Origin of the sequence: Methylobacterium sp. Leaf456 (assembly GCF_001425465.1) — a bacterium.
Lineage (GTDB): Bacteria > Pseudomonadota > Alphaproteobacteria > Rhizobiales > Beijerinckiaceae > Methylobacterium.
Map to the genome: position 1 here is coordinate 47,517 of NZ_LMQV01000001.1, position 23,444 is coordinate 70,960.

The 23,444-nt window shown below is 69.4% G+C and carries 28 protein-coding genes; 13 read left to right on the forward strand and 15 right to left on the reverse strand.

What is annotated here, in order from left to right; translation table 11 throughout:
* Positions 1-36: 36 nt before the first annotated feature.
* On the reverse strand, positions 37-369 hold the full coding sequence (gene yajC / locus ASG52_RS00265; protein ID WP_056237350.1) for a preprotein translocase subunit YajC: 333 nt from the start codon (positions 367-369) through the stop codon (positions 37-39).
* A gap of 330 nt (positions 370-699) precedes the next feature.
* On the opposite strand from yajC, the gene ASG52_RS00270 reads away from it, so the two are divergent.
* Positions 700-1,578: an ATP-binding protein gene (locus ASG52_RS00270; protein ID WP_056237353.1), complete on the forward strand. Its 879-nt coding sequence runs from the start codon at positions 700-702 to the stop codon at positions 1,576-1,578.
* Between the two features lie 6 nt (positions 1,579-1,584).
* Here the strand turns inward: ASG52_RS00270 and ASG52_RS00275 are convergent, their stop codons facing one another.
* From ASG52_RS00275 to lanM, 6 genes are all read right to left on the reverse strand, one after another.
* Positions 1,585-2,001, reverse strand: a complete 417-nt coding sequence (locus ASG52_RS00275; protein WP_056237355.1) for a thiol-disulfide oxidoreductase DCC family protein — start codon at positions 1,999-2,001, stop codon at positions 1,585-1,587.
* A 99-nt stretch (positions 2,002-2,100) separates the two neighbouring features.
* On the reverse strand, positions 2,101-3,525 hold the full coding sequence (locus tag ASG52_RS00280) for a murein hydrolase activator EnvC family protein (RefSeq protein WP_056237357.1): 1,425 nt from the start codon (positions 3,523-3,525) through the stop codon (positions 2,101-2,103).
* A 124-nt stretch (positions 3,526-3,649) separates the two neighbouring features.
* Complete coding sequence (locus tag ASG52_RS00285; RefSeq protein ID WP_056237360.1) at positions 3,650-4,318, reverse strand: protein-L-isoaspartate O-methyltransferase family protein; 669 nt, start codon at positions 4,316-4,318, stop codon at positions 3,650-3,652.
* Position 4,319: 1 nt separating this feature from the next.
* Complete coding sequence (gene surE / locus ASG52_RS00290; protein WP_056237363.1) at positions 4,320-5,084, reverse strand: 5'/3'-nucleotidase SurE; 765 nt, start codon at positions 5,082-5,084, stop codon at positions 4,320-4,322.
* Entirely contained in the window at positions 5,084-6,550 is a 1,467-nt protein-coding gene (gene serS, locus ASG52_RS00295; RefSeq protein WP_056237365.1) for a serine--tRNA ligase, read from the reverse strand. The genes surE and serS overlap by 1 nt, the downstream gene beginning before the upstream one ends.
* Before the next feature lie 309 nt (positions 6,551-6,859).
* The gene (lanM, locus tag ASG52_RS00300) at positions 6,860-7,258 is read right to left on the reverse strand and encodes a lanmodulin LanM (protein WP_056237368.1); all 399 of its coding nucleotides are present in this window, start codon (positions 7,256-7,258) and stop codon (positions 6,860-6,862) included.
* Positions 7,259-7,750: 492 nt separating this feature from the next.
* Between lanM and pqqA (ASG52_RS00305) the strand changes: the two genes are divergently transcribed.
* From pqqA (ASG52_RS00305) to ASG52_RS00315, 3 genes are all read left to right on the forward strand, one after another.
* Positions 7,751-7,840 carry a pyrroloquinoline quinone precursor peptide PqqA gene (gene pqqA / locus ASG52_RS00305; protein WP_015857429.1) on the forward strand — a complete coding sequence of 30 codons (90 nt, stop codon included), beginning with the start codon at positions 7,751-7,753 and terminating at the stop codon, positions 7,838-7,840.
* A 63-nt stretch (positions 7,841-7,903) separates the two neighbouring features.
* Positions 7,904-7,993, forward strand: coding sequence for a pyrroloquinoline quinone precursor peptide PqqA (gene pqqA / locus ASG52_RS00310; RefSeq protein WP_015857429.1), 90 nt, complete (start codon positions 7,904-7,906; stop codon positions 7,991-7,993).
* Between the two features lie 290 nt (positions 7,994-8,283).
* Positions 8,284-9,321: a glycosyltransferase family 61 protein gene (locus ASG52_RS00315; RefSeq protein ID WP_056237371.1), complete on the forward strand. Its 1,038-nt coding sequence runs from the start codon at positions 8,284-8,286 to the stop codon at positions 9,319-9,321.
* Positions 9,322-9,357: 36 nt separating this feature from the next.
* Here ASG52_RS00315 and ldtR read toward each other — a convergent pair whose 3' ends face one another.
* The 3 genes from ldtR to ASG52_RS00330 all read right to left on the reverse strand — a co-directional run bounded on the left by ldtR (position 9,358) and on the right by ASG52_RS00330 (position 11,590).
* On the reverse strand, positions 9,358-9,876 hold the full coding sequence (gene ldtR / locus ASG52_RS00320) for a transcriptional regulator LdtR (RefSeq protein ID WP_056237373.1): 519 nt from the start codon (positions 9,874-9,876) through the stop codon (positions 9,358-9,360).
* Positions 9,877-10,037: 161 nt separating this feature from the next.
* Positions 10,038-10,511: a DUF6163 family protein gene (locus tag ASG52_RS00325; RefSeq protein WP_056237375.1), complete on the reverse strand. Its 474-nt coding sequence runs from the start codon at positions 10,509-10,511 to the stop codon at positions 10,038-10,040.
* Positions 10,508-11,590, reverse strand: a complete 1,083-nt coding sequence (locus tag ASG52_RS00330; RefSeq protein ID WP_056237378.1) for an enoyl-CoA hydratase/isomerase family protein — start codon at positions 11,588-11,590, stop codon at positions 10,508-10,510. The genes ASG52_RS00325 and ASG52_RS00330 overlap by 4 nt, the downstream gene beginning before the upstream one ends.
* A 378-nt stretch (positions 11,591-11,968) precedes the next feature.
* Between ASG52_RS00330 and hemB the strand changes: the two genes are divergently transcribed.
* The 6 genes from hemB to ASG52_RS00360 all read left to right on the forward strand — a co-directional run bounded on the left by hemB (position 11,969) and on the right by ASG52_RS00360 (position 15,667).
* Complete coding sequence (hemB, locus tag ASG52_RS00335) at positions 11,969-13,030, forward strand: porphobilinogen synthase (RefSeq protein ID WP_056237381.1); 1,062 nt, start codon at positions 11,969-11,971, stop codon at positions 13,028-13,030.
* A gap of 14 nt (positions 13,031-13,044) precedes the next feature.
* The gene (locus ASG52_RS00340; protein WP_056237384.1) at positions 13,045-13,491 is read left to right on the forward strand and encodes a hypothetical protein; all 447 of its coding nucleotides are present in this window, start codon (positions 13,045-13,047) and stop codon (positions 13,489-13,491) included.
* 91 nt (positions 13,492-13,582) lie between these two features.
* Positions 13,583-14,077, forward strand: coding sequence for an RDD family protein (locus ASG52_RS00345; protein ID WP_056237387.1), 495 nt, complete (start codon positions 13,583-13,585; stop codon positions 14,075-14,077).
* 171 nt (positions 14,078-14,248) lie between these two features.
* Complete coding sequence (locus ASG52_RS00350; RefSeq protein WP_056237389.1) at positions 14,249-14,995, forward strand: arginyltransferase; 747 nt, start codon at positions 14,249-14,251, stop codon at positions 14,993-14,995.
* A 31-nt stretch (positions 14,996-15,026) separates the two neighbouring features.
* On the forward strand, positions 15,027-15,353 hold the full coding sequence (locus tag ASG52_RS00355) for a type II toxin-antitoxin system RelE/ParE family toxin (RefSeq protein WP_056237393.1): 327 nt from the start codon (positions 15,027-15,029) through the stop codon (positions 15,351-15,353).
* Complete coding sequence (locus ASG52_RS00360) at positions 15,350-15,667, forward strand: hypothetical protein (RefSeq protein ID WP_056237394.1); 318 nt, start codon at positions 15,350-15,352, stop codon at positions 15,665-15,667. The genes ASG52_RS00355 and ASG52_RS00360 overlap by 4 nt, the downstream gene beginning before the upstream one ends.
* 24 nt (positions 15,668-15,691) lie before the next feature.
* Here ASG52_RS00360 and ypfJ read toward each other — a convergent pair whose 3' ends face one another.
* Both ypfJ and ASG52_RS00370 read right to left on the reverse strand, forming a co-directional pair.
* On the reverse strand, positions 15,692-16,603 hold the full coding sequence (gene ypfJ, locus ASG52_RS00365; protein WP_056237398.1) for a KPN_02809 family neutral zinc metallopeptidase: 912 nt from the start codon (positions 16,601-16,603) through the stop codon (positions 15,692-15,694).
* Positions 16,604-16,689: 86 nt separating this feature from the next.
* The gene (locus ASG52_RS00370) at positions 16,690-17,601 is read right to left on the reverse strand and encodes a uracil-DNA glycosylase (RefSeq protein WP_056237400.1); all 912 of its coding nucleotides are present in this window, start codon (positions 17,599-17,601) and stop codon (positions 16,690-16,692) included.
* 273 nt (positions 17,602-17,874) lie between these two features.
* Between ASG52_RS00370 and ASG52_RS00375 the strand changes: the two genes are divergently transcribed.
* On the forward strand, positions 17,875-19,548 hold the full coding sequence (locus tag ASG52_RS00375; RefSeq protein WP_056237403.1) for an electron transfer flavoprotein-ubiquinone oxidoreductase: 1,674 nt from the start codon (positions 17,875-17,877) through the stop codon (positions 19,546-19,548).
* Positions 19,549-19,665: 117 nt separating this feature from the next.
* On the opposite strand, the gene ASG52_RS00380 is transcribed toward ASG52_RS00375, so the two are convergent.
* The 3 genes from ASG52_RS00380 to ASG52_RS00390 are packed head-to-tail and all read right to left on the reverse strand — an operon-like array spanning position 19,666 to position 21,837.
* Entirely contained in the window at positions 19,666-20,646 is a 981-nt protein-coding gene (locus ASG52_RS00380; RefSeq protein WP_056237406.1) for a P1 family peptidase, read from the reverse strand.
* Positions 20,643-21,497 carry an EamA family transporter RarD gene (gene rarD, locus ASG52_RS00385; RefSeq protein ID WP_056237413.1) on the reverse strand — a complete coding sequence of 285 codons (855 nt, stop codon included), beginning with the start codon at positions 21,495-21,497 and terminating at the stop codon, positions 20,643-20,645. Before rarD ends, ASG52_RS00380 begins: the two co-directional genes overlap by 4 nt.
* 55 nt (positions 21,498-21,552) lie before the next feature.
* Entirely contained in the window at positions 21,553-21,837 is a 285-nt protein-coding gene (locus tag ASG52_RS00390; protein ID WP_056237415.1) for a hypothetical protein, read from the reverse strand.
* Between the two features lie 124 nt (positions 21,838-21,961).
* On the opposite strand from ASG52_RS00390, the gene ASG52_RS27745 reads away from it, so the two are divergent.
* Both ASG52_RS27745 and metC read left to right on the forward strand, forming a co-directional pair.
* Positions 21,962-22,132, forward strand: a complete 171-nt coding sequence (locus ASG52_RS27745) for a ribosome modulation factor (RefSeq protein WP_200945545.1) — start codon at positions 21,962-21,964, stop codon at positions 22,130-22,132.
* Between the two features lie 77 nt (positions 22,133-22,209).
* Positions 22,210-23,391: a cystathionine beta-lyase gene (gene metC / locus ASG52_RS00395; RefSeq protein ID WP_056237418.1), complete on the forward strand. Its 1,182-nt coding sequence runs from the start codon at positions 22,210-22,212 to the stop codon at positions 23,389-23,391.
* Positions 23,392-23,444 lie beyond the last annotated feature (53 nt).

Consider the following 23,444-nt stretch of genomic DNA (forward strand, 5'->3'; position numbering starts at 1 on the left):
GTGCCGGGGTTTGGCCCGGCACGTTCACGCCGTGCTTCAGGACGCCTTGACGGGCGCGCCCTTGACGCGGACCTCCGAGACCATGGTGCGAACCACCCGCACGCGGACGTTCGGGGCGATCTCGACCTCGATCTCGTTGGAATCGTCGACCACCTTCGTCACCCGGCCGACGAGGCCGCCGGTCGTCACGATGGTGTCCTCGCGGCGCAGGTTCTTCACCATGCCCTGGTGGTCCTTCAGCCGGCGCTGCTGCGGGCGCAGGATCAGGAAGTACATGATCACGAAGATCAGGACGAAGGGGACGAACTGCAACGCGACATCCGCGCCGCTCGCGGCTCCAGTTGCTTGCGCGAAGGCGGGGGTGATCACGCGGTCGAACTCCTGAAACGGGGACGGGCCCGTGGGCTACGGGAGCCGCGGGCCATGCGAGACGACGGGCCTGTCGAAAAGCGCGCGGACTATAGCCACGGGCGATTCGAAAGCAATCTCATGCTGTGTCGGCCTCAGGCGCCGGCGGCCGCGTCCGCGGCCTAAGGCTGCTCGCTCCGCTAGACGCCTCGGCAAAGCCGAGGCCGCTGCGCGGGGCGCTCTTCGCGCCCGGCCATACGATGCTGCCGCGGCTCCCCATTTCCGTGCGAAGCGCCTACACAGCCGCGCCCCCCGAGGGCATGTGCCCTCCCCTCGAGAACCGGACACGCCATGGCCGCTGAGCCGACGCCCGCCGACCTGCTGCCCCTCTTGGAGCGGATCGCCACCGCCTTGGAGCGCGCCGCGCCCCCGGCCGTCCCGAAGATCGATACCTCGGCGGCCGACGCCTTCCTGTGGGGGCCGGAGCGCCGGCTGATCCCGGTGCCGAAAGTCAACCGCGTCGAGATCGGGCTGCTGACCGGCATCGACCGCGCCCGCGACACGCTGGTGGAGAACACCGAACGCTTCGCGAAGGGGTTGCCGGCCAACAACGCGCTGCTGTGGGGGGCGCGCGGCATGGGCAAGTCGTCGCTGGTCAAGGCGGCGCATGCCGAGATCAACGCGCGCCGGGCTTCCGATGCGCTGCCGATGAAGCTCGTGGAGATCCACCGCGAGGACATCGAGGCGCTGCCCGAGCTGATGAGCCTGTTGCGCGACGATCCGCATCGCTGGCTGGTGTTCTGCGACGACCTGTCGTTCGATGCCGACGACACCTCCTACAAGTCGCTCAAGACGGCGCTCGACGGCGGCATCGAGGGCCGGCCCGAGAACGTCCTGTTCTACGCCACCTCCAACCGGCGCCATCTCTTGGCCCGCGAGATGGTCGAGAACGAGCGCTCCACCGCGATCAATCCGGGCGAGGCGGTGGAGGAGAAGGTCTCGCTCTCCGACCGCTTCGGCCTCTGGCTCGGCTTCCATAAATGCAGCCAGGACGAGTATCTGGCGATGATCGCGTCTTACGTCGAGCGCCACGGCCTCAAGGTCGAGCCGGAGCGCCTGCGCGCCGAAGCGCTCGAATGGTCCACCACCCGCGGCTCGCGCTCCGGGCGCACGGCGTTCCAGTTCATTCAGGATTTGGCGGGGCGGCTGGGGCAGCGGCTCGACGGCTGAACTGGCTCAGATCAGCCGCAACCGTCTCAGCGTCCGCGCGAGGAACGGGCGCACCGGCAGCGACAGGCGGTAGGCGGCTTCCGCCGGGACGAGGAGCGGGCGCCGGCCGAACATGCGCAGCGACAGGATGCGCCCGAGCCAGCGCCAGCCCGGCAGGGCGAGCCAGAGGCGGGCGAAGGCGGCGGCGCCGTCGGTGAGTTTTTCGTCGCGCCCGCGCACATGGAACCGGGCGAGCGCCGTCGCCCGGTCGAGGTCCGGGCCGAGCGCGGCGCCCTCCCCCGACACGTCGACGAAGGCGAGGCGCTCGGCGCCGCGGCTCTTCCGGTAATGGCCGATCTCGGCGCGGCAGAGCGGGCAGCCGCCGTCGTAATAGACGGTCAGGTCGGCCGAATCCGACGAGGAGGGAGACGGGCAGGTCGTCATGGGGCGCTCGGCCTGCGGCTGTTCGCCGGCCGAGCCGGATCCAAACGGAAAGAGGCGGCCCCTCTCGGAGCCGCCCCTGTCCAACGAATCCCGAAAGGATCAGTTGCTGGCGAGGTGCGGGATCGGATCGACCGGGGTCGCGCCCTTGCGGATCTCGAAGTGGAGCTGGGGCGAGGTGACGTTGCCGGTGGCGCCGGACTTGGCGATCGTCTGGCCGCGCTTCACCTTCTCGCCGGGGCGCACGTCGAGTTCGCCGTTATGGGCGTAGGCTGAGACGTAGCCGTTGTTGTGCCGCACCAGCACCAGCTTGCCGTAGCCCTTCACGTCCGAGCCCGCATAGGCCACCGTGCCGTCCTCGGCCGCCTTGACCGGCGTGCCCTCGGGCACCGCGATGTTGATGCCCTCGTTGCCGGCCGAGCCGTAGCCGTTGATGACGCGGCCCTTGGCCGGCCAGCGGAACGACTCGGAGGCTTCCGCCGCCGGGGTCGGGACCGGCGCGGCGGCGTCGGCGCTCGCGACCTTCACGGGCGCGGGGGCGGCGGCCTGCTTCGTCTCCTTGGCTTCCTTCGCCTCCTTGGCGGCGGCGGCCTTCGCGGCGGTCTCCGCGGCCTTGGCCTCGGCGAGCTTCTTGGCGGCGTCCGCCTTGGCGGCCTTGGCCTCGGCCTCTGCCTTGCGGGCGGCCTCGGCGTCGGCGGTGCGCTTGGCCTCGACCTTCGGATCGGCCTTGGTCTCCTTGGTTTCAGTCTTGCCGGTCTCGGCCTTGGCGGTCTGGCCCGGGCGGACGTGCTTCTTGGCGTCCGCGAGCTTCGCCTCGGCCTTCTTGGCCTCGGCTTCGGCCGCCTTCTTGGCCTCGACCGCCTTCTTCACGTCGGCGAGCTTCTTCGATTCCGCGGCCTTGGCGACGGCGGCCTTCTCGGCGGCCTTGGCCTCGGCGATCTTGGCGGCGGCGACCTGCCGCTCGGCCTCGCGGCGGGCTTCGGTCGCCTTGGTCTCGGCGGCGGCCTTGGCTTCCGCGGCCTTGGCAGCGGCCTCGGCCTTCTTCTCGGCGAGCTTGTCCGCGGGCTTGCCGAACTGGAGCTTGGGCGCGGGCACCGGCGAGGCGGCGCGCGGGGTCATGGCGCGGCCGGCATCCGGGTTTTGGCCTGCGGCCGACGGGTTCATGCCGGAGACGGCACCGCCGGTCGCGCTCATGGCCTCGGCCGAGGCCACGCGGGTGGCGGTGGTCGTCGGGCTCGGGCCGATCGCCAGCGGGCGGGGCGAGAGGTTCGGCGCGGGCAGCGCCTGCGACTGGACCCGCGGCGTGCGGATCGCGGGGGCCGGCGCCATGTCGGCCTCCGCTTCCCCGTTGCCGAGGCTGCCGGTGGCCGCGGGCTCGCCGCCCATCAACCCGGCGAACGGGTTGCCGAAGGGATCGCCCAATCGCGAGGCGTCCGAAGAGCAGGCGGCGAGACCGCCACCGATGACGGCGATGAGGGCGAAGCGCGACACCGTCCTCAAGCCCAGAACCGAACCCCGAACCCGCATCGACGCACCCGTTCAACCTGACGCAACCTGATGCGGACATTCAAACGGGATTCAGGTTAAGCATCCGTTCCCGTCGATACGCTGCGATGCGGTTTCGTACGCGGACAGGACGGTTTCTCGATCTTCAGGCCACACGCGCCCGGCCCGGCGTCATCGGCCCGAGCCGTAAGGTCGGCCCGTCGAGCCGCGTCGGCGCGCCCTCGCCGTCGCGGGTCAGCGTCACGAGGCGGCAGCCCCGGCCGCTCCAGAGCCCGGCCACCAGCCGCCCGCCGGGGGTCAGCGCGGCGAACAGGTGTGGAGGCACGGCCGTGACGGCGCCGTTGATCAGGATGCGGTCGAATCGCTGGCGCTCCATGGAGCCGGCGCCGAGCCCGTCGGCGGCCTCCACCGTGGCGTCGTTGAGGTTGGCCCCGAGCCGGTCGCGGGCGGCGCGGGCGAGGCCGGGGTAGCGCTCCAGGCTGCGCACGTGGCCGGCGCCGAGCCGCACCAGCAGGGCGGTGACATACCCAGAGCCGGTGCCGACCTCGAGCACGCGGGCGCCCGCCTGCACGTCGAGGGCGCCGAGCATGGCGGCGGCGATGGACGGCGCCGTCATGGTCTGCCCGTGCGGCAGCGGCAGGGCGATGTCGCGCCGGGCGTACTCCCGCAGGGGCGCGGGCGCGAAAGGCTCGCGCGGCACCTGCTCCATCGCCCGCAGCACGGCGGTGTCGCGCACCCCGCGCTCGCGCAACGCCAGCACGAAGGCGGCGTTGCCGATCCGGCTGAGGCCCGCCGCGTCGTCGGGCCCGTTCACCCTACTCCTCGAACGCCTTGGCGAAGCGGGTCAGCTCCGGCTCGTCGGTGAGGTCGAGGCGCAGCGGCGTCACCGCGATGCGGTTCTCGGCGATGGCCTTGAGATCGGTGCCGTTGCCGGGCTCGAACCGCGCCTTGGCGAAGGCGAGCCAGAAATACGGGTTGCCGCGCCCGTCCTGCCGGGCGTCGATGCGCAGGAGTTCCTGATTGCGCCGCCCCTGGGCCGACACCGCGATGCCGGCGACCGCGTCCGGCTCGCAATCCGGGAAGTTCACGTTGACGACGATGCCGGGCTCGATGCCCGTCTCCAGAATCTTCCGGATCACCCGCGGCCCGTGGGCGGCGGCGCAGGCCCATTTGATGCCGGCGCGCCCGCTCGCGCCGTAGGCCTGACTCAGCGCGATCGAGCGGATGCCGAGGATGGTGCCCTCCATGGCGCCCGCGATGGTGCCCGAATAGGTCACGTCCTCGGCCACGTTCTGGCCGCGGTTGACCCCCGACAGCACGAGGTCGGGCCGGTGCTCCTTGAGCAGATGGGCCACCCCCATGATGATGCAGTCCGACGGCGTGCCCTTCACGGCAAACCGCTTCTCGGAAATCTGCCGCAGGCGCAGCGGATCGTTGAGCGAAAGCGAGTGCGAGACGCCCGACTGGTCGGTCTCGGGCGCGACCACCCAGACGTCGTCGCTCAAGGCGCGGGCGATGCCCTCCAGCGTCTCCAGGCCCGGCGCGTGGATGCCGTCGTCGTTGGTGACCAGGATGCGCATCAGTGGTTGGGTCCCTCGATCCGGGTGAGGCCGCCCATGTAGGGCGCGAGCGCCGACGGGACCGTGATGCTGCCGTCGGGATTCTGGTAGTTCTCCATCACGGCGATGAGCGCGCGGCCGACCGCGACGCCCGAGCCGTTGAGGGTGTGGACGAAGTTGACCGCCTTGCCTTCCTTCGCCCGGAAGCGCGCGCCCATGCGCCGCGCCTGGAAGTCGCCGCAGACCGAGCACGAGGAAATTTCCCGGTACGTCTGCTGGCCCGGCACCCAGACCTCGATGTCGTAGGTCTTTTGGGAGGCGAACCCCATGTCGCCGGTGCAGAGCGTCATGACCCGGTAGGTCAGGTCGAGTTTTTTCAGGACCGCCTCGGCGCAGGACAGCATGCGCTCATGCTCCTCCGCCGATTTTTCCGGCGTGGTGATCGAGACGAGTTCCACCTTGTTGAACTGGTGCTGGCGCAGCATGCCGCGGGTGTCGCGCCCCGCGGCACCGGCCTCGGCGCGGAAGCAGGGGGTGAGGGCGGTGAGGCGCAGCGGCAACTCGTCCTCGGTGAGGATCGATTCGCGCACGAGGTTGGTGAGGGGGACTTCGGCCGTGGGGACGAGCCAGCGCCGTTCCTGTGTAGGCACTTGCAGAGCTACGGCTTTGTACCTTTCAAAGATCGCAGAGAATTTTTTTTCGTATTCCTTTGAGGGCGTGTCCGGCTCTGGTTCTTTCAAAAATGCCAAATCTTCAGGTAGCATATTCTTAAAAAATGCGCTGTCTATCTCGAAGCGCTCGCTCAGAGGTATGATCCGCGTAGCGGAGAACTGATCTTCTTCAAACTTTGGCAACTGCGCAGTGCCGAACATCGCCTCATCGCGAACCAAAATCGGCGGCGCAACCTCCGTATACCCATGCTCGCCCGTGTGCAGGTCGAGCATGAACTGCCCCAGCGCCCGCTCCAGCCGGGCGAGCTGCCCCTTCAGCACCACGAAGCGCGAACCCGAGAGCTTGGCGGCGGCCTCGAAATCCATCAGCCCGGTGGCCTCGCCCAGCTCGAAATGCTGGCGGCCTTCGGTGAGCTTTTCGCGGGAAGAATCGAAGCGGCGGTACTCGACGTTGCCGTGCTCGTCGGCGCCCTCGGGCACGTCGTCCTTCGGCCGGTTCGGGATCGCGGCGAGGCGCTCGTCGAGGGCTTTGGCCGCCTCGCCTTGCGCGTTTTCCAGGCCCGGCGCCTCGTCCTTGAGGCGGGCGACCTCGGCCATCAGTTCCGCGGCGCGGGCCTCGTCCTTCGCCTTCTTGGCGCTGCCGATCTCTTTTGAGAGCGCGTTGCGCCGCTCCTGATTGGCCTGCGCCGCCGAGACCGCGCCTTTCCGGGCGTCGTCGAGGGCGATCAGCTCGGCCGACAGGGGCGCGAGGCCGCGTCTCTCCAGATCGCGGTCGAAGCCTTGCGGGTTCTCGCGGATGGCGCGGATGTCGTGCATGGGCGGCTCTCGGGGCTCGAACGGGGCCCGCTTTGCCGCAACGCCCCCGGCATCACAAGTGCGGCCGGGATCGGCTGAGGAACGGATCGGGTAGCTGAGACTCGTCCAAGCCGTTCAGAGGCTTCTTGAAACAAACTCCGCCGTCATTCCGGGGCGCCGCAGGCGAACCCGGAATCCACGACTGGCCGCGACGCCATGTAGGGCCGCGCATCACGGGTGGATTCCGGGTTCCGCTGCGCGGCCCCGGAATGACGGCGGGAGCTTGTGTGGCGGCCAGGGGCGAAGCCCCCGGCCGCAAAGTCACAAAGATTACTTGATGAGCTTGACCAGGGCCTTGCCCGGCTTGCTCTTCAGCTCCTTGGCGTCGAGCGTGCCGTCGTTGTCCGGGTCGGCGTCCTTGAACACGGCCTCGACCAGGGCGAGGTACTCGGCCTTGTCGATGGTGCCGTCCTTGTCCGGGTCGCCGCTCTTGAACAGGCTCGGGCTCAGCACGCCCTTGGCCTCCTTGGCGTCGAGGGTGCCGTCCTTGTCCGGATCGAGCGCGTCGAACTTGGCGGACGCCGCGGCCTTGACCTCGGCGAGGTCGAGCGTGCCGTCCTTGTCCGGATCGAAGGCGGTGATGACCGCGCTCTTCTGGGCGAAGGCCGGGCCGGCGGCCAGCGGCAGAGCGAGGGCGAGAGCGAGCGCTGCGCTGCGGGTCAGGGACATGGGTCGAGGACTCCGGAAATGGGGGGAATCGGCCGTCGAGCGGCCGGCCACGCTTAGCAGCGGACTTAACTTAAGCTAGGAGAAATGATGCAATGCGGCAATGCAATCCGGGAGGGTCTGGCAAAAACGGCAGGCCGATCGCTGCGCCGACGTGTTCGGAATTTTAGGCCCGCTTCCTCGTTCGTCTTATCGAGCGACGGCCTCGTACCGACCGGCGCACTGGCCGAAAGTCCAGCTTGTAAGACCGCTCCGACGGCATCATATGTCGAAAACTGCACGATTTTTCCTGAAATCGGTCTGCCGCTCGGCCCTCCTGAACCGTCCATATGAGAAATATAAGTGACGGGCCCGCTTGAATTGTGCCCAACAGATCGCCTATATCCAGGGCGTCGAACACGAGGGGCCGGACACGAAAACGGCACCGCCTCCGTTCGAGGCAGGGCCGGTCGTGAGACCGTCCTTCGTCTTCAAACCTTTGTGAGGAGATACACCATGAAGTGGTCCGCTCCCGTCGTCGCCGAAATCTGCGTCGGCATGGAAGTCACCTCCTACGAGTCCGCCGAGATCGAYACCTTCAACTGAGAAGGTCGTCCCGGTCGCCAGACCGGTCTCGCCGAACCCCACCGCTAACTTTGGAGAAACGTCATGAAGTGGTCCGCCCCCGTCGTTGCCGARATCTGCGTCGGCATGGAAGTCACCTCCTACGAGTCCGCCGAGATCGACACCTTCAACTAAGAAGGCTGTCGCCGGACTTCACCGGTGATCGAGGGGCGTCGCCTGAAAAGGGCGGCGCCCCTTTCGTTTGGAGCGCCGCCATGCAGGACGGTGCGCGGCTTGTGCGGGATACTCGGCCGTGGTCTCAGGCGGGCATGTCCGCGCCACCGCTCACACTCGTCCGGAACCTACCTGTTCTCCCCTACGAGCGGCCCTGGATCGGCGGCCCTCAGATCGACCGAATCCCGGTGCACGGCCGGATTTGCAGCGGCGTCGGCAAGAGGCGATGCGCCGACGCTTTCCCCGAGGCGTTGCTCGACGGGCCGCGGGAGAGCCTGCCCGGCCACTACCTCTATGGCGGACCCCTCTACCACCATTTCGGGCATGTCCTGGTCGATTCGATCATCCGCCTCTGGGCCTACGATCCGGCGGTCCATACGGACGGTGTGATTTTCCCCTTGGTGTTCCTCAACGTCCACCCGGCGCATCCCGAGTTCTTCTTCGAGATCTGCCGCAGCTTCGGGATCGAGCGCGATCGGATCCGCATCATCGACACGCCGACGACGGTCGAGGCCGTGCATTTCGCCGAGCCCGGCAGCGTGCTGGGGGCCGGACCCGAGCCCTGGTATCTGGAGCGGCTGGAGCGCGTCGAACGGTTCTTCCTCGACCGCGCACCGGCCGACCTGAAGACCTACGACCGGCTGTTCTTCGGGCGGCGTCATCTCTGCAGCGGCAGCCTGATGGGGGAAAGCTACTTCGCCTCCCGCCTGGCTCGACGCGGCTTCCACGCCATTCAGCCGGAGCGTTACCCCCTCCCCGTTCAGATCCGGCTCCTGAAGGCGGCGCGAGAGATCGTGTTCACGGAGGGCAGCGCGGTCCATCTGACCGAGCTCACGACCGCCCTGTCGGCGGAGCGTGTCACGATCATCCTGCGGCGGCCGGGGGGCGACAACGCCTTGAGGCCGCATCTCGATGCGCGCCTGAGCCGCCCGACCGATGTCGTCGGCCGAGGATCGGGCCTGTTCCGCATCCATCACCAGCCCGAGATCAAGGCCGGCCCCAACTCGTTGTCCTACATGGTCGATCCGTCGGCGGTCTACGACGGCCTGGTGCGGCTCGGCTACACCGAGCCGGGCGGCTTCGACCTGCACGACTTCGTCCGCGCCGAGCGCATCGAGCAGGCGGAATGCGTCGGCACCGAGCCCCGGCACCTCGCCACCCACATCGCCCAAGTCGCGCAGGAGCGCCTGAAGCACGGCCTCACAACGCCGGAACTCTCCGAGACCCGCCCCGTCCTGGCGTGGCTCCGGTCGCAGCTGCCGGGCCGGATAACGACGAAGGGGGCGTGATGCCCCCTTCGTAAGATCGGATGAGGCGTCCGCGCCTCAGAGGCGGTAGCGGATCTGGTCGGTCCAGAAACGCTCCAGGCGGGTCAGCGACTGGTTGAGGCGGCCGAAATCGTCGTCGGAGATGCCGCCGATCGGCTGGATCGTGCGGGAATGCTTGTCGTAGAGGCCCTGGATCACGTCGTGGATCTCGCGGCCCTTGGTGGTGAGGCTGATGCGGACCGAGCGGCGGTCGGTCTTGGAGCGGGCGTGGTGGAGGAAGCCCGCCTCGACCAGCTTCTTGACGTTGTAGGAGACGTTCGAGCCGAGATAGTAGCCCTTCGAGCGCAGCTCGCTCGCCGTCAGCTCCTTGTCGCCGATGTTGTAGAGCAGGAGCGCCTGGACGCTGTTGACGTCCTCGCGGCCGCGGCGGTCGAACTCGTCCTTGATCACGTCGAGCAGGCGGCGGTGCAGGCGCTCCACGAGGTGCAGGGCCTCGAGGTAGGAGCCGGCGGCGCCGAGTTCGGGGGCGGCGGTCTCGGCAGGCTTGCGGGCGGTGTTGGCGGCCTTCGTGCTCATCGGTCTTGCCTCTCTGTCGGGTCGTGCCGGCTGCTTCGTCCGGCATCGCTTATGAACCCAACCTAGGTGCCTCGAATGAAAGCCGATTTAAGCGACAGGATGAACTTCCGATTTACTTCTGTCGGTAAATGCAAAATGAAGCGGTCGTTTTTACCGCTCGTTCAGCCAACATCGCGCGCGGCGAGCCAGGATAACACGAAGTAAATCGCCACGATGCTTGCCTGTACTGCGATGAGCGGGGCCGACATCGGTAGGAGCTGCGGCGTCAGCGCGGCCAGCGTCAGCGCCGAGGTGGCGGCGAGCAGCCAGACCACCCCGCCCCAGGCGCTCGTCAGCCACAGGCCGACCGCGGCGACGAAATCGATCACGGCGAAGTAGACGATCGCGGCCTGCCGCCCGGCGGAAAGGTCGGCGAACGGCGTCGCGCCCGGCCACAGGTCGAGGATCTGCCCCCAGGTGGCGAGCCCCTTGGCGACCCAGGCCAGCGCCGTGATGCGCATGAACCAGACCAGCACCACGTCCCAGCGGGTCTGCTGGCGCGGCGCGGCTTCCTCGATGCGGTCCACCGGGCCCGAGCCCGCGCTCGGGCGCCCGCGCCCGTCGCGCGTCGTGCCGACCTTGGCGAGCGCCCTCATGCCCAAAACCCCTCGCTGCCGTCGAAGCGGGGCGTCTCGGTGCCCTCATCCGCGAAGGCGGCCTCGATCGCCGCTCCGTCGACGGCGTCGAGCGTCGCCGGGCGCCAAGCGGGCCGGTTGTCCTTGTCGATGATGACGGCGCGCACGCCCTCGTAGAAGTCGGGGCCGCGCATCACCTGCCCGCACAGCCGGTATTCGGCCCGCATGGCCTCAGGAAAACTCAAGGAAGGCCCCCGCTGCATCTGCGCCAGCGCGATGGTCAGGCTGGTGGGCGAGCGGGTGCGGAGCGTCGCCGCGGTTTGTTTCGCGAAGTCCGAACCGGCCTCGGCCGCCGCGTCGAGACGCTCCAGAATCGCCGCCACCGTGTCGGCGGAGAAGCAGGTGTCGATCGTCGCGCGCTCGGCCACCAGCGGGCCGGTCTCCGGCGCGGGCGCGGCGAACCGGGAGAGCGTCGCGGCGATGTCGCCGCCCTGCGCCAGGGCCTCAAGCAAAGCCTCGAAATCCTCGGCCCGGACCGAATGGGTCGCGAGCCCGACGGCCAGCGCGTCGCCCGCCCCGATCCGGCCGCCGGTCAGCGCGAGATAGGCGCCGGTGCGGCCGGGCAGGCGCGGCAGCGCGTAGGTCGCGCCGACATCGGGGAAGAAGCCGATGCCGGTCTCGGGCATGGCGAAGCTGGTGCTTTCGGCCGCCACCCGCACGTCGCCGTGCAGCGAGATGCCGACGCCGCCGCCCATGACGATGCCCTCGATCAGCGCGACGTAGGGTTTCGGATAGGTCTTCACGTACGCGTCGAGCAGGTATTCGGCCTGCCAGAACGCCATCACCTCGGTGAGGCGCCCGGCCTGGCCGAGCGCGTGGATGCGGCGGATGTCGCCGCCCGCGCAGAAGGCGCGCCCCCCTGAGCCCCGCACCGCGACGCGGGTGACGGTGGGATCGTCGGCCCAGGCCCGGAGCTGCCGGTGCATCGCCTCGACCATCGGCAGGGTGAGGGCGTTGAGCGCCTTCGGCCGCGCCAGGGTGACGATCCCCGCCGCCCCGCGCCGTTCGAACGTGATCTCCGGCTCCGCCGCGTCCGCCATGCCGTTTCTTTCTCAACCCCGCCCGCCGGCTTTCACCGTCCCACCCAACCCCCTCATCCCGAGGTGCCGCGTCAGCGGCCTCGAAGGAGGGCTCCAGTTCGCTCGGTGATCCCTGGAGCCCTCCTTCGAGGCCTCCGCTTCGCTGCGGCACCTCAGGATGAGGGGGAGGATAGGATCGCGTGCGCTCCGCCGAGAGGCGATGGGGGCCGTGTGACGGGTTCTTAGACGAAGTCCGGGCGGGGGCGTCAATCGGCGAGCCCCGCGAGCACCGAGGGCGTCCCCCGTCCTGCGGCGATGACGGCTTTCGGGGGTAATTCGGGATGTGCTAGGCCGCCTTCCGCTCACCCGAAGTCTCTGGAGCCCGCTAGGGAGCCGCCCATGTCGAACGAACCGCGTCCGCTCGCCGTCGAGACCGCGCGGGAGGCCGCGCCCGGCGCCGGGCCCGCGGGGGCCTTGAGCCTCACCCAGCGCCCGCGCCGCAACCGCAAGGCCGAGTGGTCGCGTCGCCTCGTGCGCGAGCATACGCTCACCGTCGATGACCTGATCTGGCCGCTCTTCGTGATCGAGGGCACGGGCCGGCGCGAGCCGATCGCCTCCATGCCCGGCGTCGAGCGCCTCAGCGTCGATGAGGCCGTGCGTGCGGCCGAGCGGGCGGCCAAACTCGGCATCCCGGCGATCTCGTTCTTCCCCTACACCGAGCCGGGCTTGCGCGACCCCACCGGCTCCGAGGCGCTCAACCGCGAAAACCTCGTCTGCCGGGCGGTGCGGGCGGTCAAGCGCGCGGTCCCCGAGATCGGCGTGATGACCGACGTCGCACTCGATCCCTATACCAGCCACGGCCATGACGGGCTGATCGAGGACGGCGCCATCCTCAACGACGAGACGGTCGCGGTGCTGGTCGAGCAGAGCCTGATCCAGGCGGAGGCCGGCACCGACATCATCGCGCCCTCCGACATGATGGACGGGCGCGTCGGCGCAATCCGCACCGGTCTCGACCGCGCGGGTTTTCGCGACGTGCAGATCATGGCCTATGCGGCCAAGTACGCCAGCGCCTTCTACGGGCCGTTCCGCGACGCCATCGGCACCAAGGCGGCCTTGGTCGGCGACAAGCGCACCTACCAGATGGACCCCGGCAACGCGAACGAGGCGCTCCGCGAAGTCGCCCTCGACCTCGCCGAGGGCGCCGATTCCGTGATGGTGAAGCCGGGTCTCCCCTATCTCGACATCATCACCCGGGTGAAGACCGAGTTCGGCGTGCCGACCTTCGCCTATCAGGTGTCGGGCGAGTACGCGATGATCGAGGCCGCCGCCCGCAACGGCTGGCTCGACGGCGACCGCGCCATGACCGAGAGCCTGCTCGCCTTCAAGCGTGCGGGCGCCGACGGCGTGCTGACCTACTACGCGCCCCGCGTCGCCGAGCGCCTGCGCGCGGGCCTCTGACGGGGCGCCTTCCTTTGCGTCCCGCGGCCCGGCGCGCGCTTCTGACCGGCGGCCTCGCGCTGGGCTGGCTCGCGGCGGGATTCGGTTGCGACACCGCCACCGACGCGCGCCGCGCGGTGCTGTGCCGCCGCGCCCTGCCCGCGCTCGCGCCCAACGGTACCACGGCGCGGCTGCTGCGGGTCGGCCCCGGCTCGGGGCCCGGCAGCGTGCGCGTCGATTACCGGCTGGCGGACGCCGACGGCGCCCTGCTCAAGGGCGAGGGGGCCCGCGTGCGCTTCCTCAGTTGCGCCTTCGGCCCCGGCACCGAGATGACGGCGCTGACCACCGAGCGCGGGCCGGTCAGCGGCGCCTCGCTCTACCTGCTGCGGCGCTACTTCCTGGAGACGCCGGAGGCCGAGGCGGCCGACCCGGGCAAATCGTCCGACCCGGCAAAGACGCCGGAGGGCGCGGCGAAACGCTGAAGGTTCAAGCGCCGTTCGCTGTGTCTCTTGCAGCGCCGGCCACGGCCCCCACCTTTTGGGTGATCTTCTCCATCGCTGCGGAGCGCCGGCCATGACGAACCCCACCTTCGGCCCCCGGCCGGGCTACACCGACCCCGCCGGCCTGCCGCCCTATGGCGGCGTGCCGGTGCCCTACATCCGGGCGAGCCTCGGCGGGCGGGCGGTCGCCTACCTGCTCGACCTGCTGTTCATCCTCGTCTTCACGGCGATCCTCGGCACGGCGATCTTCTTCGTCGGCATCGTCACCTTCGGCCTCGGCTGGACGCTGTTCCCGATCCTCGGCATCAGCGGCATCCTCTACAGCGCGATCACCGTCGGCGGCTCCAAGCAGAGCACGATCGGCATGCGGATGATGGGCCTGCGGGTGGTCGCCCCCGAGAGCGGGCGTCCGGTCGACATGCTGACCGCGGCGGTCCACGCGCTGCTGTTCTACGTGGCGATCTCGACCTTCCTGCTGTGGTGCCTCGACATCCTGTTCGGCCTCGTGCGCGCCGACCGGCGCCTCGGCCACGACGTGCTGCTCGGGTTGGCGGTGGTGCGGGTTTAACGCTCGCTCCGACGCGCTCCCCGCGCCCAAACATGCGGCGCAATCGCTCGAATCGCGCGATTGCCTCATCCTTCGGCATCATCCCAGTTGAGCGCCGCCGCGATCCCGCTACACTGGATTCCGGCGGTGCGGCCGCCCGTGCCGCCGGCCCCGAGGGTGAGCCTTTCCAGCGTGACCAGCCATCCGCGCGACACCCCGCAGTTCTATCTGACGGCCCCCTCCCCCTGCCCCTATCTGCCGGGCCAGGAGGAGCGGAAGGTGTTCACCCACCTCGTCGGGCGCCGCGCCCGCGACCTCAACGAAATCCTGACCCAGGGCGGCTTCCGCCGCTCGCAGACCATCGCCTACCGCCCGGCCTGCGAGACCTGCCGCGCCTGCGTCTCGGTGCGGGTGGTGGTGGAGGATTTTCGCATCACCGGCAGCCAGCGCCGGGTGATGCAGCGCAATGCCGGGCTGATCGGCACGCCGGAGCCGAACCGCCCGGCCTCCGAGCAATACGCCCTGTTCCGCCGCTACCTCGATGCCCGCCACGGCGACGGCGGCATGGTCGACATGACCGTGCTCGACTACGCCATGATGATCGAGGACAGCCACGTCGACACCCATCTCGTGGTCTATCGCGAGCGCGGGCCCGACAGCGCGATCCACGGCCGCGGCGTCGGCGCGCCGGTGGCCGTCTGCCTCACCGACGTGCTCGCCGACGGCCTGTCGATGGTCTACTCGTTCTACGATCCGCAAGCGGCCGACCGGTCGCTGGGGACGTACATGATCCTCGACCATATCCGCCGTGCCCGCGCGCTGGGTCTGCCGTATCTCTATCTCGGCTACTGGGTCGATGGCTCCCGCAAGATGGACTACAAGGCCAAGTTCCGGCCGCAGGAACGGCTGATGCCGCAGGGCTGGATGCGGGTGGAGTAGGCGTCGCCGCCACCTGCGGGACGGGCTCCCGATGGACATCCGCGAGTTTCTCGACGATCGCGGCGCCAGCCCGTTCGCCCGCTGGTTCGACGACCTCGATCCTCAGGCTGCCGCGAAAGTCACGGTCGCCCTGGCCCGGATGGAGGCCGGCAACCTGTCGAACGCGAAGGCCGTCGGTGAAGGCGTTCAGGAATACCGCATCGCCTGGGGACCCGGTTACCGCCTGTATTTCGGTCGGGACGGCGACACGCTGATCATCCTGCTGTGCGGCGGCACCAAGCGTCGGCAACAGGACGACATCGCCGAGGCCAAAGCGCTCTGGTCGGAGTATAAGCGACGCAAAGGAGGGGTGAGATGACCCTGACGCGCAGCTTCAAGGAAACGGTGAAGGCGCGGGCCGAGCGCGATCCGGCCTTCCGCGACGCGCTGCTCGCCGAGGCGGTCGATCAACTCCTCGCCGGTGAGATCGAGACCGGCAAGGCGGTCCTGCGCGACTACATCGATGCGACGATCGGCTTCGAGCGATTGGCTCAGGAGACGGGCGATTCGTCGAACGGCCTTATGCAGATGCTCGGCCCCGATGGCGATCCGAGCGCGACCCACCTGTTCGGCATCCTGCGCACGGTGCAGAAGGCTTCCGGCGTGCAACTGGCGGTCGCCGTCGCGCGTTGAGTGGCGGCGGCGGCCTTCAAGAAATCAATTCCGCGCCGCCCGGAACGTGTCGCACGCCTTCGTCTGCCCGCTCTTGTAGCCGGTCATGAACCAGCGCATCCGCTGCTCGGACGAGCCGTGGGTGAACGAGTCCGGCACGGCATACCCTTGCGACTTCTCCTGCAGCTTGTCGTCGCCGATGGCGCTCGCGGCCTTCAGGGCTTCGTCGATGTCGCTCTGGTCGAGGGAGTTCCAGCGGTCGTCGGAGTTCTTGGCCCAGACGCCCGCGAGGCAATCGGCCATCAGCTCGACGCGTACGGAGAGCTGGTTGGCCTCGCGCTCGTTGCCCGCCGACTGCTTGCGGCTGTCGACCTTGCCGAGGATGCCGAGCACGTCCTGCACGTGGTGGCCGACCTCGTGGGCGATGACGTAGGCGTAGGCGAACTCGCCCTTCACGCCGAACTTCGTCCGCATCTCCTGGAAGAAGCCCGTGTCGAGATAAACCTTCTTGTCGAGCGGGCAGTAGAACGGCCCCATCGCCGCCTGGGCCTGACCGCAGCCGGAGCGGGTGCCGCCCTGGTAGAGCACCATCGTGGTCGGCGTGTATTGCCGCCCGGTCTGGTTGGGCAGGATCTCCTTCCAGACGTCCTCGGTGTTGCCGAGGATCTTGGCCGCGAACTGGCCGGACTGGTCGGTCGGGGTCTGACGGCGCTTGGCCTGCGTCTCGGGGTCGGCCTGCTCCTCGCGCTGGCGCCCGCCGCCGGTGATCTGCTCGGCGCCGCCCATCAGGATCGCCGGATTGATGCCGGTGACCCAGGAGATGATGAGCACGATGACGATGGCGCCGATGCCCAGGCCGCCCGCGCCGCCGCCGGGGAAGCCGAAGCCGCCGCCGCCTCCGCCCTCGCCGCGCCGGTCCTCGACGTTGTCGGAGGCGCGAAAGTCATCCCAGCGCATGGCGCTCCCCTAACCCTTGTCGCCCGCGGGCGCGCGGCTGCCCTGTAGAATGAATCCGCGGACGGGACGGTTCCGCTTAACCGGCTCTACCGTCCGCCGTCGAGGGCTGCTTTCAGCATGCGGAAGTCGCGCCATGCGAGCCGCTTCTGCACCGGCTGGCGCAGCAGGTAGGCCGGATGAAGCGTCGCGAGCGCCTTGATCTCGCGCCCGTCGCGCAAGATGTAGGGGTAGAAGCGTCCGCGCGCCTTGAGGATACCGTCCTTGGTGCCGGTGAGCGTCTGCGTCGCCGGGGCGCCGAGGCAGACGAGGAGTTCGGGGTCGGCCAGCTCGATCTGCCGCTCGATGAACGGCCGGCAGATCGCGATCTCCTGCGGGGTCGGGTTGCGGTTGCCCGGCGGGCGCCAGGGCACGACGTTGGTGATGTAGGCCCCCGTCCGGTCGAGGCCGATCGCCGCCATCATCCGGTCCAAAAGCTGGCCCGAGCGGCCCATGAACGGCTTGCCGATGCGGTCCTCGTCGGCGCCCGGCGCCTCGCCGACGAACATCACCCGCGCCTGCGGATTGCCGTCGGCGAAGACGAGGTTTTTTGCCGTGAAGCGCAGGCCGCAGCCCTCGAAGCCGCGCAGCAGCGCCTCCAGCTCTTCCAGTGTCTGCATCTGCGCGGCCCGAGCGCGGGCATCGTCGGCGGCCTCTCCGGGCTTGGCGGAAGCCGCGTTGCCGTAGGTACGCGGCGGCTCCTTCGGCGCGGGATCGCGGCTCGGCAGCTCGCGCCGGAACGGCGAGGCGTCGTCCGGTGCGGAAGCAGGCGCAGAGGCAGGGGGCGCGGCCCGGCGGGGCGGCGGCTCGCGCGGCGGGGCGGCGGCTTCGGCCTCGCCGAAGCGGTCGTGCGGCGCCTCGTCCAGGGCCGCATCGACGCCCGCCTCGACGTGGAAGTCGAGATAGGAGATCAGATCAGCTCTGGCGTCGGGCGCGGGGTGGCTCGGGCTCATCGTTCCCATGTGGCGTGTCGCCGCCCGGCGGGCAACGCCTACGGAACGCCGCAGGTGATCCCGTCGGTGTATATCGTATTCAGGAAGTTGCGTGCCGCCCTTGGTCTTGCGGATGTGGGTGCTGTCGAACCTTCCTTACGGCGATGCTTCGCGATCGTGCAGAGCTGCCGCTACCCGGACGCGCTTGCCTTCCTACCTTGGAATCGATTGAGAGAAATCTAGACCGTTGGAGCGGGCCGTAAGAGCGCGTCGGCGCCCCGGCACACCGCAGGAGGAACCAGGATGGCGCTGCCCGAACGCGAAGGCATGGATTTCGACGTGGTGATCGTGGGCGCCGGGCCCGCCGGGCTCGCCGCCGCGATCCGCCTCAAGCAGCTGTCCGCGCAGAAGGGCGAGGAGGTCTCCGTCGTCGTCGTCGAGAAGGGCGGCGAGGTCGGCGCGCACATCCTGTCGGGCGCGGTGGTCGATCCGCTCGGCCTCGACACGCTGCTGCCCGAGTGGCGCGACGATCCGGACCGCCCGCTCAAGACCGCGGTGGAGCGCGACGAGTTCCTGTTCCTCACCAAGAACAGCGGCCTGACCCTGCCGAACGTGTTCTTTCCCAAGCTCCTGTCGAACCACGGCAACTTCGTCGGCTCGCTCTCCAACACCGTGAAGTGGCTCGGCGCCCAGGCCGAGGGGCTCGGCGTCGAGATCTATCCGGGCTTCCCAGCCTCGGAAGTGCTCTACGACGACCGCGGCACGGTCCAGGGCGTGGCCACCGGTGACCTCGGCATCGCCCGCTCGGGCGAGGCCCGCGACGACTTCACCCGCGGCATGGAGCTGCGCGCCAAGTACACGGTGTTCGGCGAAGGGGCGCGGGGTTCGCTGACCAAGACGCTGATCGACAAGTTCGGGCTCAACCGGAACAGCGACCACCAGAAGTATGGGCTCGGCGTGAAGGAGCTGTGGCAGCTCGCGCCTGACAAATTCCAGCCGGGGCTGGTGCAGCATACGATGGGCTGGCCGCTGCCGAACAAGGCCGGCGGCGGCTCGTGGCTGTACCATTTCGACGACCACCTGCTCTCGGTCGGCTTCGTCACGCACCTGAACTACGAGAACCCGACCCTGTCGCCGTTCGAGGAGTTCCAGCGCTTCAAGACCCACCCGATGATCGCCGAGACCTTCGAGGGGGCCAAGCGCATCGGCTACGGGGCGCGGGCCATCATGGAGGGCGGCTGGCAGTCGGTGCCCAAGCTCGTCTTCCCCGGCGGCTGTCTGGTGGGCGACTCGGCCGGCTTCGTGAACGTGCCGCGCATCAAGGGCTCGCACAACGCGATTCTCTCCGGCATCCAGGCGGCCGACGCCATCTTCGACGCGCTGGCGCAGGGTCGCCAGGGCGATGAGCTGACCGCCTACGAGGAGGGCTGGCGCGACAGCCCGATCGGGCGCGACCTGAAGCCGGTGCGCAACGTCAAGCCGCTCTGGTCGAAGTACGGCACGCTGGTCGGCATCGGCCTCGGCGGTCTCGACATGTGGACCAACACCATCGCCGACGCGTCGCTGTTCGGCACGCTCGGCCACGGCAAGCCGGACCATGCCTGCCTCAAGCCGCTCTCGGAGGTGACGCCGATCGTCTACCCGAAGCCCGACGGCAAGCTGACCTTCGACCGTCTCTCCTCGGTTTACCTGTCGAACACGAACCACGAGGAGGACCAGCCGCCCCACCTCAAGGTGACGAACATGGAGCTGCAGAAGACGTCCGAGCACGACGTCTACGGCGGTCCTTCCGGCCGCTACTGCCCGGCCGGCGTCTACGAGTGGGTCGAGGATAAGGCGGCGAGCGACGGCGTGCGCTTCCAGATCAACGCGCAGAACTGCGTCCACTGCAAGACGTGCGATATCAAGGACCCGAACCAGAACATCAACTGGGTCACGCCCGAGGGCCCCGGCGGGCCCAACTACACCAACCTCTAATCGAGGTTTCGAAAGGACAAGTCCTTTCGCGGGTCCAGGGCGGAGCCCTGGTCTTGGTGGGAAACCGGGGCTCTGCCCCGGTGCCCCGCCAAAGGACTCGTCCTTTGGGATCCCGAATTACAGCTCGTGCCAGGCTGGGAGGTCGAGGCAGGGTAGGCGCTTCGCTTCGTAGACGCCGATCGCCACGGCGCGGGCCAGGGTGTCGGCGGCGGCCGACGCGAGGCGGGCCATGTCGGCAACCGGCCTGCATCCGGTCGAGACCGCGAACACCACGTCGCCGTCGAGCGGGGTGTGGACCGGGTGGATCGCCCGCGCGAGGCCGTCATGGGCCGCGATGGCGAGGCGCTTGGCCTGGGCCTTGGTGAGCGCCGCATCGGTCGCGACGACCGCGAGCGTGGTGCTCGCCCCCGGTGGGGCTTCCCGCGGCCACGACAGGAGGTCCGGCGGCAGCGTCGCGGGGAGGCCGAGGCCGCCGAACTCGCCGTCCCGCTCGAACGGCGCGGCCCAGAAATGGGGCCCCTGCCCCATCGTCACCCGGCCGAAGGCGTTGACGGCGACCAGCGCGCCGACCTGCACGCCGTCGAGGCAGGCGACCTCCGCGGAGGCCGAGCCGAGCCCGCCCTTGAGGTTGGCGGTGCGCGCCCCGAACCCTGCCCCGACCGAGCCCAGCGCGAAGGCGCCGTCGCAGGCGGACTCGGCCGCCGCGTAGCCGAGGTCGCGGTAGGGCGGGAAGCGGCCCCATCGTTTGTCGCCGCCGTTGAGGAGATCGAACAGGATCGCGCCCGGCACGATCGGCACCCGCACGTCGCCGACCGGAAAGCCGCGGCCCTGCTCGGCGAGCCACGCCACGGCACCGGCCGCCGCATCGAGCCCGAAGGCCGAGCCGCCCGACAGCACCAGCCCGTCGATGGCCGGTACGGTGGCGGCCGGATCGAGTAGGTCGGTCTCCCGTGTGCCGGGCCCCCCGCCGCGGACATCGACCGCGGTGACGAAGGGCCGGTCGAAGACGAGGGCCGTGACGCCGCTCGCGACTTGGGCGTCCTCGGCGTGACCGACGCGGATTCCCGAAATGTCGGTGATGCGGTTGAGCCGGGTCATCGCATTCGCCTTTGGCGGCTCTGGCGGAGCGCGTCGGTGGCGTAGAGCACCAGCGCGATCCAGATCAGCGCGAACAGCACGATCCGATCCTCGCTCAGGGGCTCGCCGTAGGCCAGCGTGCTCAAGAGCATCAGGCAGGTGGGCGCGAGGTACTGCATCAGCCCGAGCGTCGCGAGCGTCAGGCGGGTGGCGGCGGCGGCAAACCAGATCAGCGGCAGAGCGGTGGTCACGCCGGTGAGCGCCAGCAGCGACCACGTGCGCGCATCGCTCGGCACCGGCGGGGCCGCGAGCAACAGGTAGCCCATTGCCGCGGGCAACAACAAAAAAGTCTCGGCGCAGAAGCCGACCGTGCCATCGACCCCGACGATCTTCCGGGTGAGGCCGTAGAGCGCGAAGCTGACCGCGAGCCCCAGCGACAGCAGCGGCAGGCGCCCGGCCATCACCACCGCGATGACGACCCCGAGCACCGCGATCCCGACCGCCACCGCTTGGAGCGGACGCAGCCGCTCGCCGAGCACGAGGGCGCCCAGCGCCACCGAGACCAGCGGGTTGATGTAGTAGCCGAGGCTCGCGTCGAGCAGGTGCCCAGTTTCGACCGCGCGCAGGTAGAGCAGCCAGTTGAACGCGATCAGCCCGGCCGAGACGGCGAGCAGGGCGTGGCGGGGCCGCAACGGAAACGGATTGGCGAGGCGGTGGCGCATCAGCGCGATCAGCCCGGTGACGAACAGCGCCGACCACGCGATGCGCTGGGCCAGGATCGTCTCGGCGGGGATGCCGGCGAGCAGCCGGAAATGCACCGGGACGACGAGGCCCCAGCTCAGGTAGGCGGCGAGCGCGTAGAGGAGGCCCAAGAGCGGTATCCGCGGCGTAAAGGAACGCCGCTTTTAGACCGCCGGAGACCGCTGGTCAGCGTTTCTTGGCGCTGGACGGGGTTTCGCCGCGCATCAGCGCGTTCAGACGCTCCGTATCGAAGCCGGTCATCGCCCGCGCCTTGGGCGGCTCGACCGCCGGCCCCTGGGTCACGGTGCCGGTGGTGGTGGGCTCGGGCAGGGCGGGGACGGCCCGCGCCATGACCGGCGGCGCGGTGGCGGCGATGGCCGGATGGGCGAGCCGGTCGGCGGCGACGAAGACGACGCTCAGGCTGCCGAGGCCGGTGATCGTCCCGAAGGCGATGACGCGCGACAGACTCACTGGAGACACTTCCCGAATACGCAACACAGGGAACGGAAACACCATAGGCCCGCCCCCGTTAACGAACCGAAGTCTCGGGCCAGCGGCGCGCCGGCCCCTTTCAGGACATTTCGGAGCACACCCCATGAACGAGCAAGCGAGCGCGAGCGACAGCCCCTTCATCCAGGGCCGCAACGCCCGGCTCTACGGCAAGAGCGTGGAATCCTGCCCCTACCCCGAGGGCTCGCAGGACCGGGAAGCGTGGCTCCAGGCCTACGAGGAGGCCGCCGCCGACGATCCGGAGCAGAAGGGCTGAGGCGCCCGGCTTGACGCTCCCCGCCTCGGGAGGCTGAAAGGGCGGCAACCCCGCCCTCTCGCCCCTCCCCGAGGCCCATGTCAAAACTCCCTCCCCGCGACCGTGCCCGCTTCGGGGCCGACACCCGCCTCGTGCTGGCCGGGCGCGATCCGTCCGAGCAGCACGGCTTCGTCAACACGCCGATCTATCGCGGCTCGACGGTCCTCTATCCGACCTACGACGACATCAAGCACAGGCGCGGCCGCTACAATTACGGCACGTCGGGCACGCCGACGATGGATGCCCTGTGCGAGGCCTGGAGCGATGTGGCCGGCGCGGCCGGCACGGTGCTGGCGCCGTCCGGCCTCTCGGCCCTGACGCTGGCGCTAATGACCTGCGTCAGCGCGGGCGACCACCTGCTGGTGACCGATTCCGCCTACCGCCCGACCCGCATTTTTTGCGATGGGGTGCTCAAACGGTACGGCGTGGAAGTGGAGTACTACGACCCGCTGGTGGGAGCGGGCATCGCCGCGCTGATGCGCGACAACACGCGGGCCGTGCTGGTCGAGGCGCCGGGCTCGCAGACCTTCGAGATGCAGGACGTGCCGGCCATCGCCGAGGCCATGCATGCCCGCGGCGGCACGGTGGTGATGGACAACACCTGGGCGACGCCGCTGCTGTTCCCGCCGCACGCGCGCGGGGTCGACCTCGCGGTGGAGGCCGGGACCAAGTACCTGAGCGGCGGCTCGGACCTGCTGCTCGGCCTCGTCTCGGCCAATGCCAAGCACTACCCGGCGCTCAAGCGCACCTACGAGCATTTCGCCAACTGCCCCGGCCCCGAAGACATTTTTTTGGGGCTCCGGGGCCTGCGCACCATGGGGCTGCGGCTGCGCGAGCATGGCGCGCGCGGGCTCGATATGGCGGCGTGGTTCCAAGCCCGGCCCGAGGTGCTGCGAGTGCTGCATCCCGGCCTGCCGGACGATCCCGGCCACGCCCTCTGGAAGCGCGATTTTACCGGCGCCTCGGGCCTGTTCGGCGTCATCCTCCAGCCCGCCTCGGAAGAGGCGCTCGCCGCCTTCCTCGACGGGCTGGAGCTGTTCGGGATGGGCTTTTCCTGGGGCGGCTTCGAGAGCCTCGTGATCCCGTTCGACCCGACCCTCTACCGCACGGCGACCCGCTGGCAGCCGGGCGGCCCGGCGCTCCGCTTCCATATCGGCCTGGAGGATATGGCGGACCTCAAGGCGGATCTGGAGGCCGGGTTCGCGCGGATGCGTGGGTAAAATGAGATATGTCCGCTAGGATTCTACCTTTGAATGCAACCGAAAGGCGATAG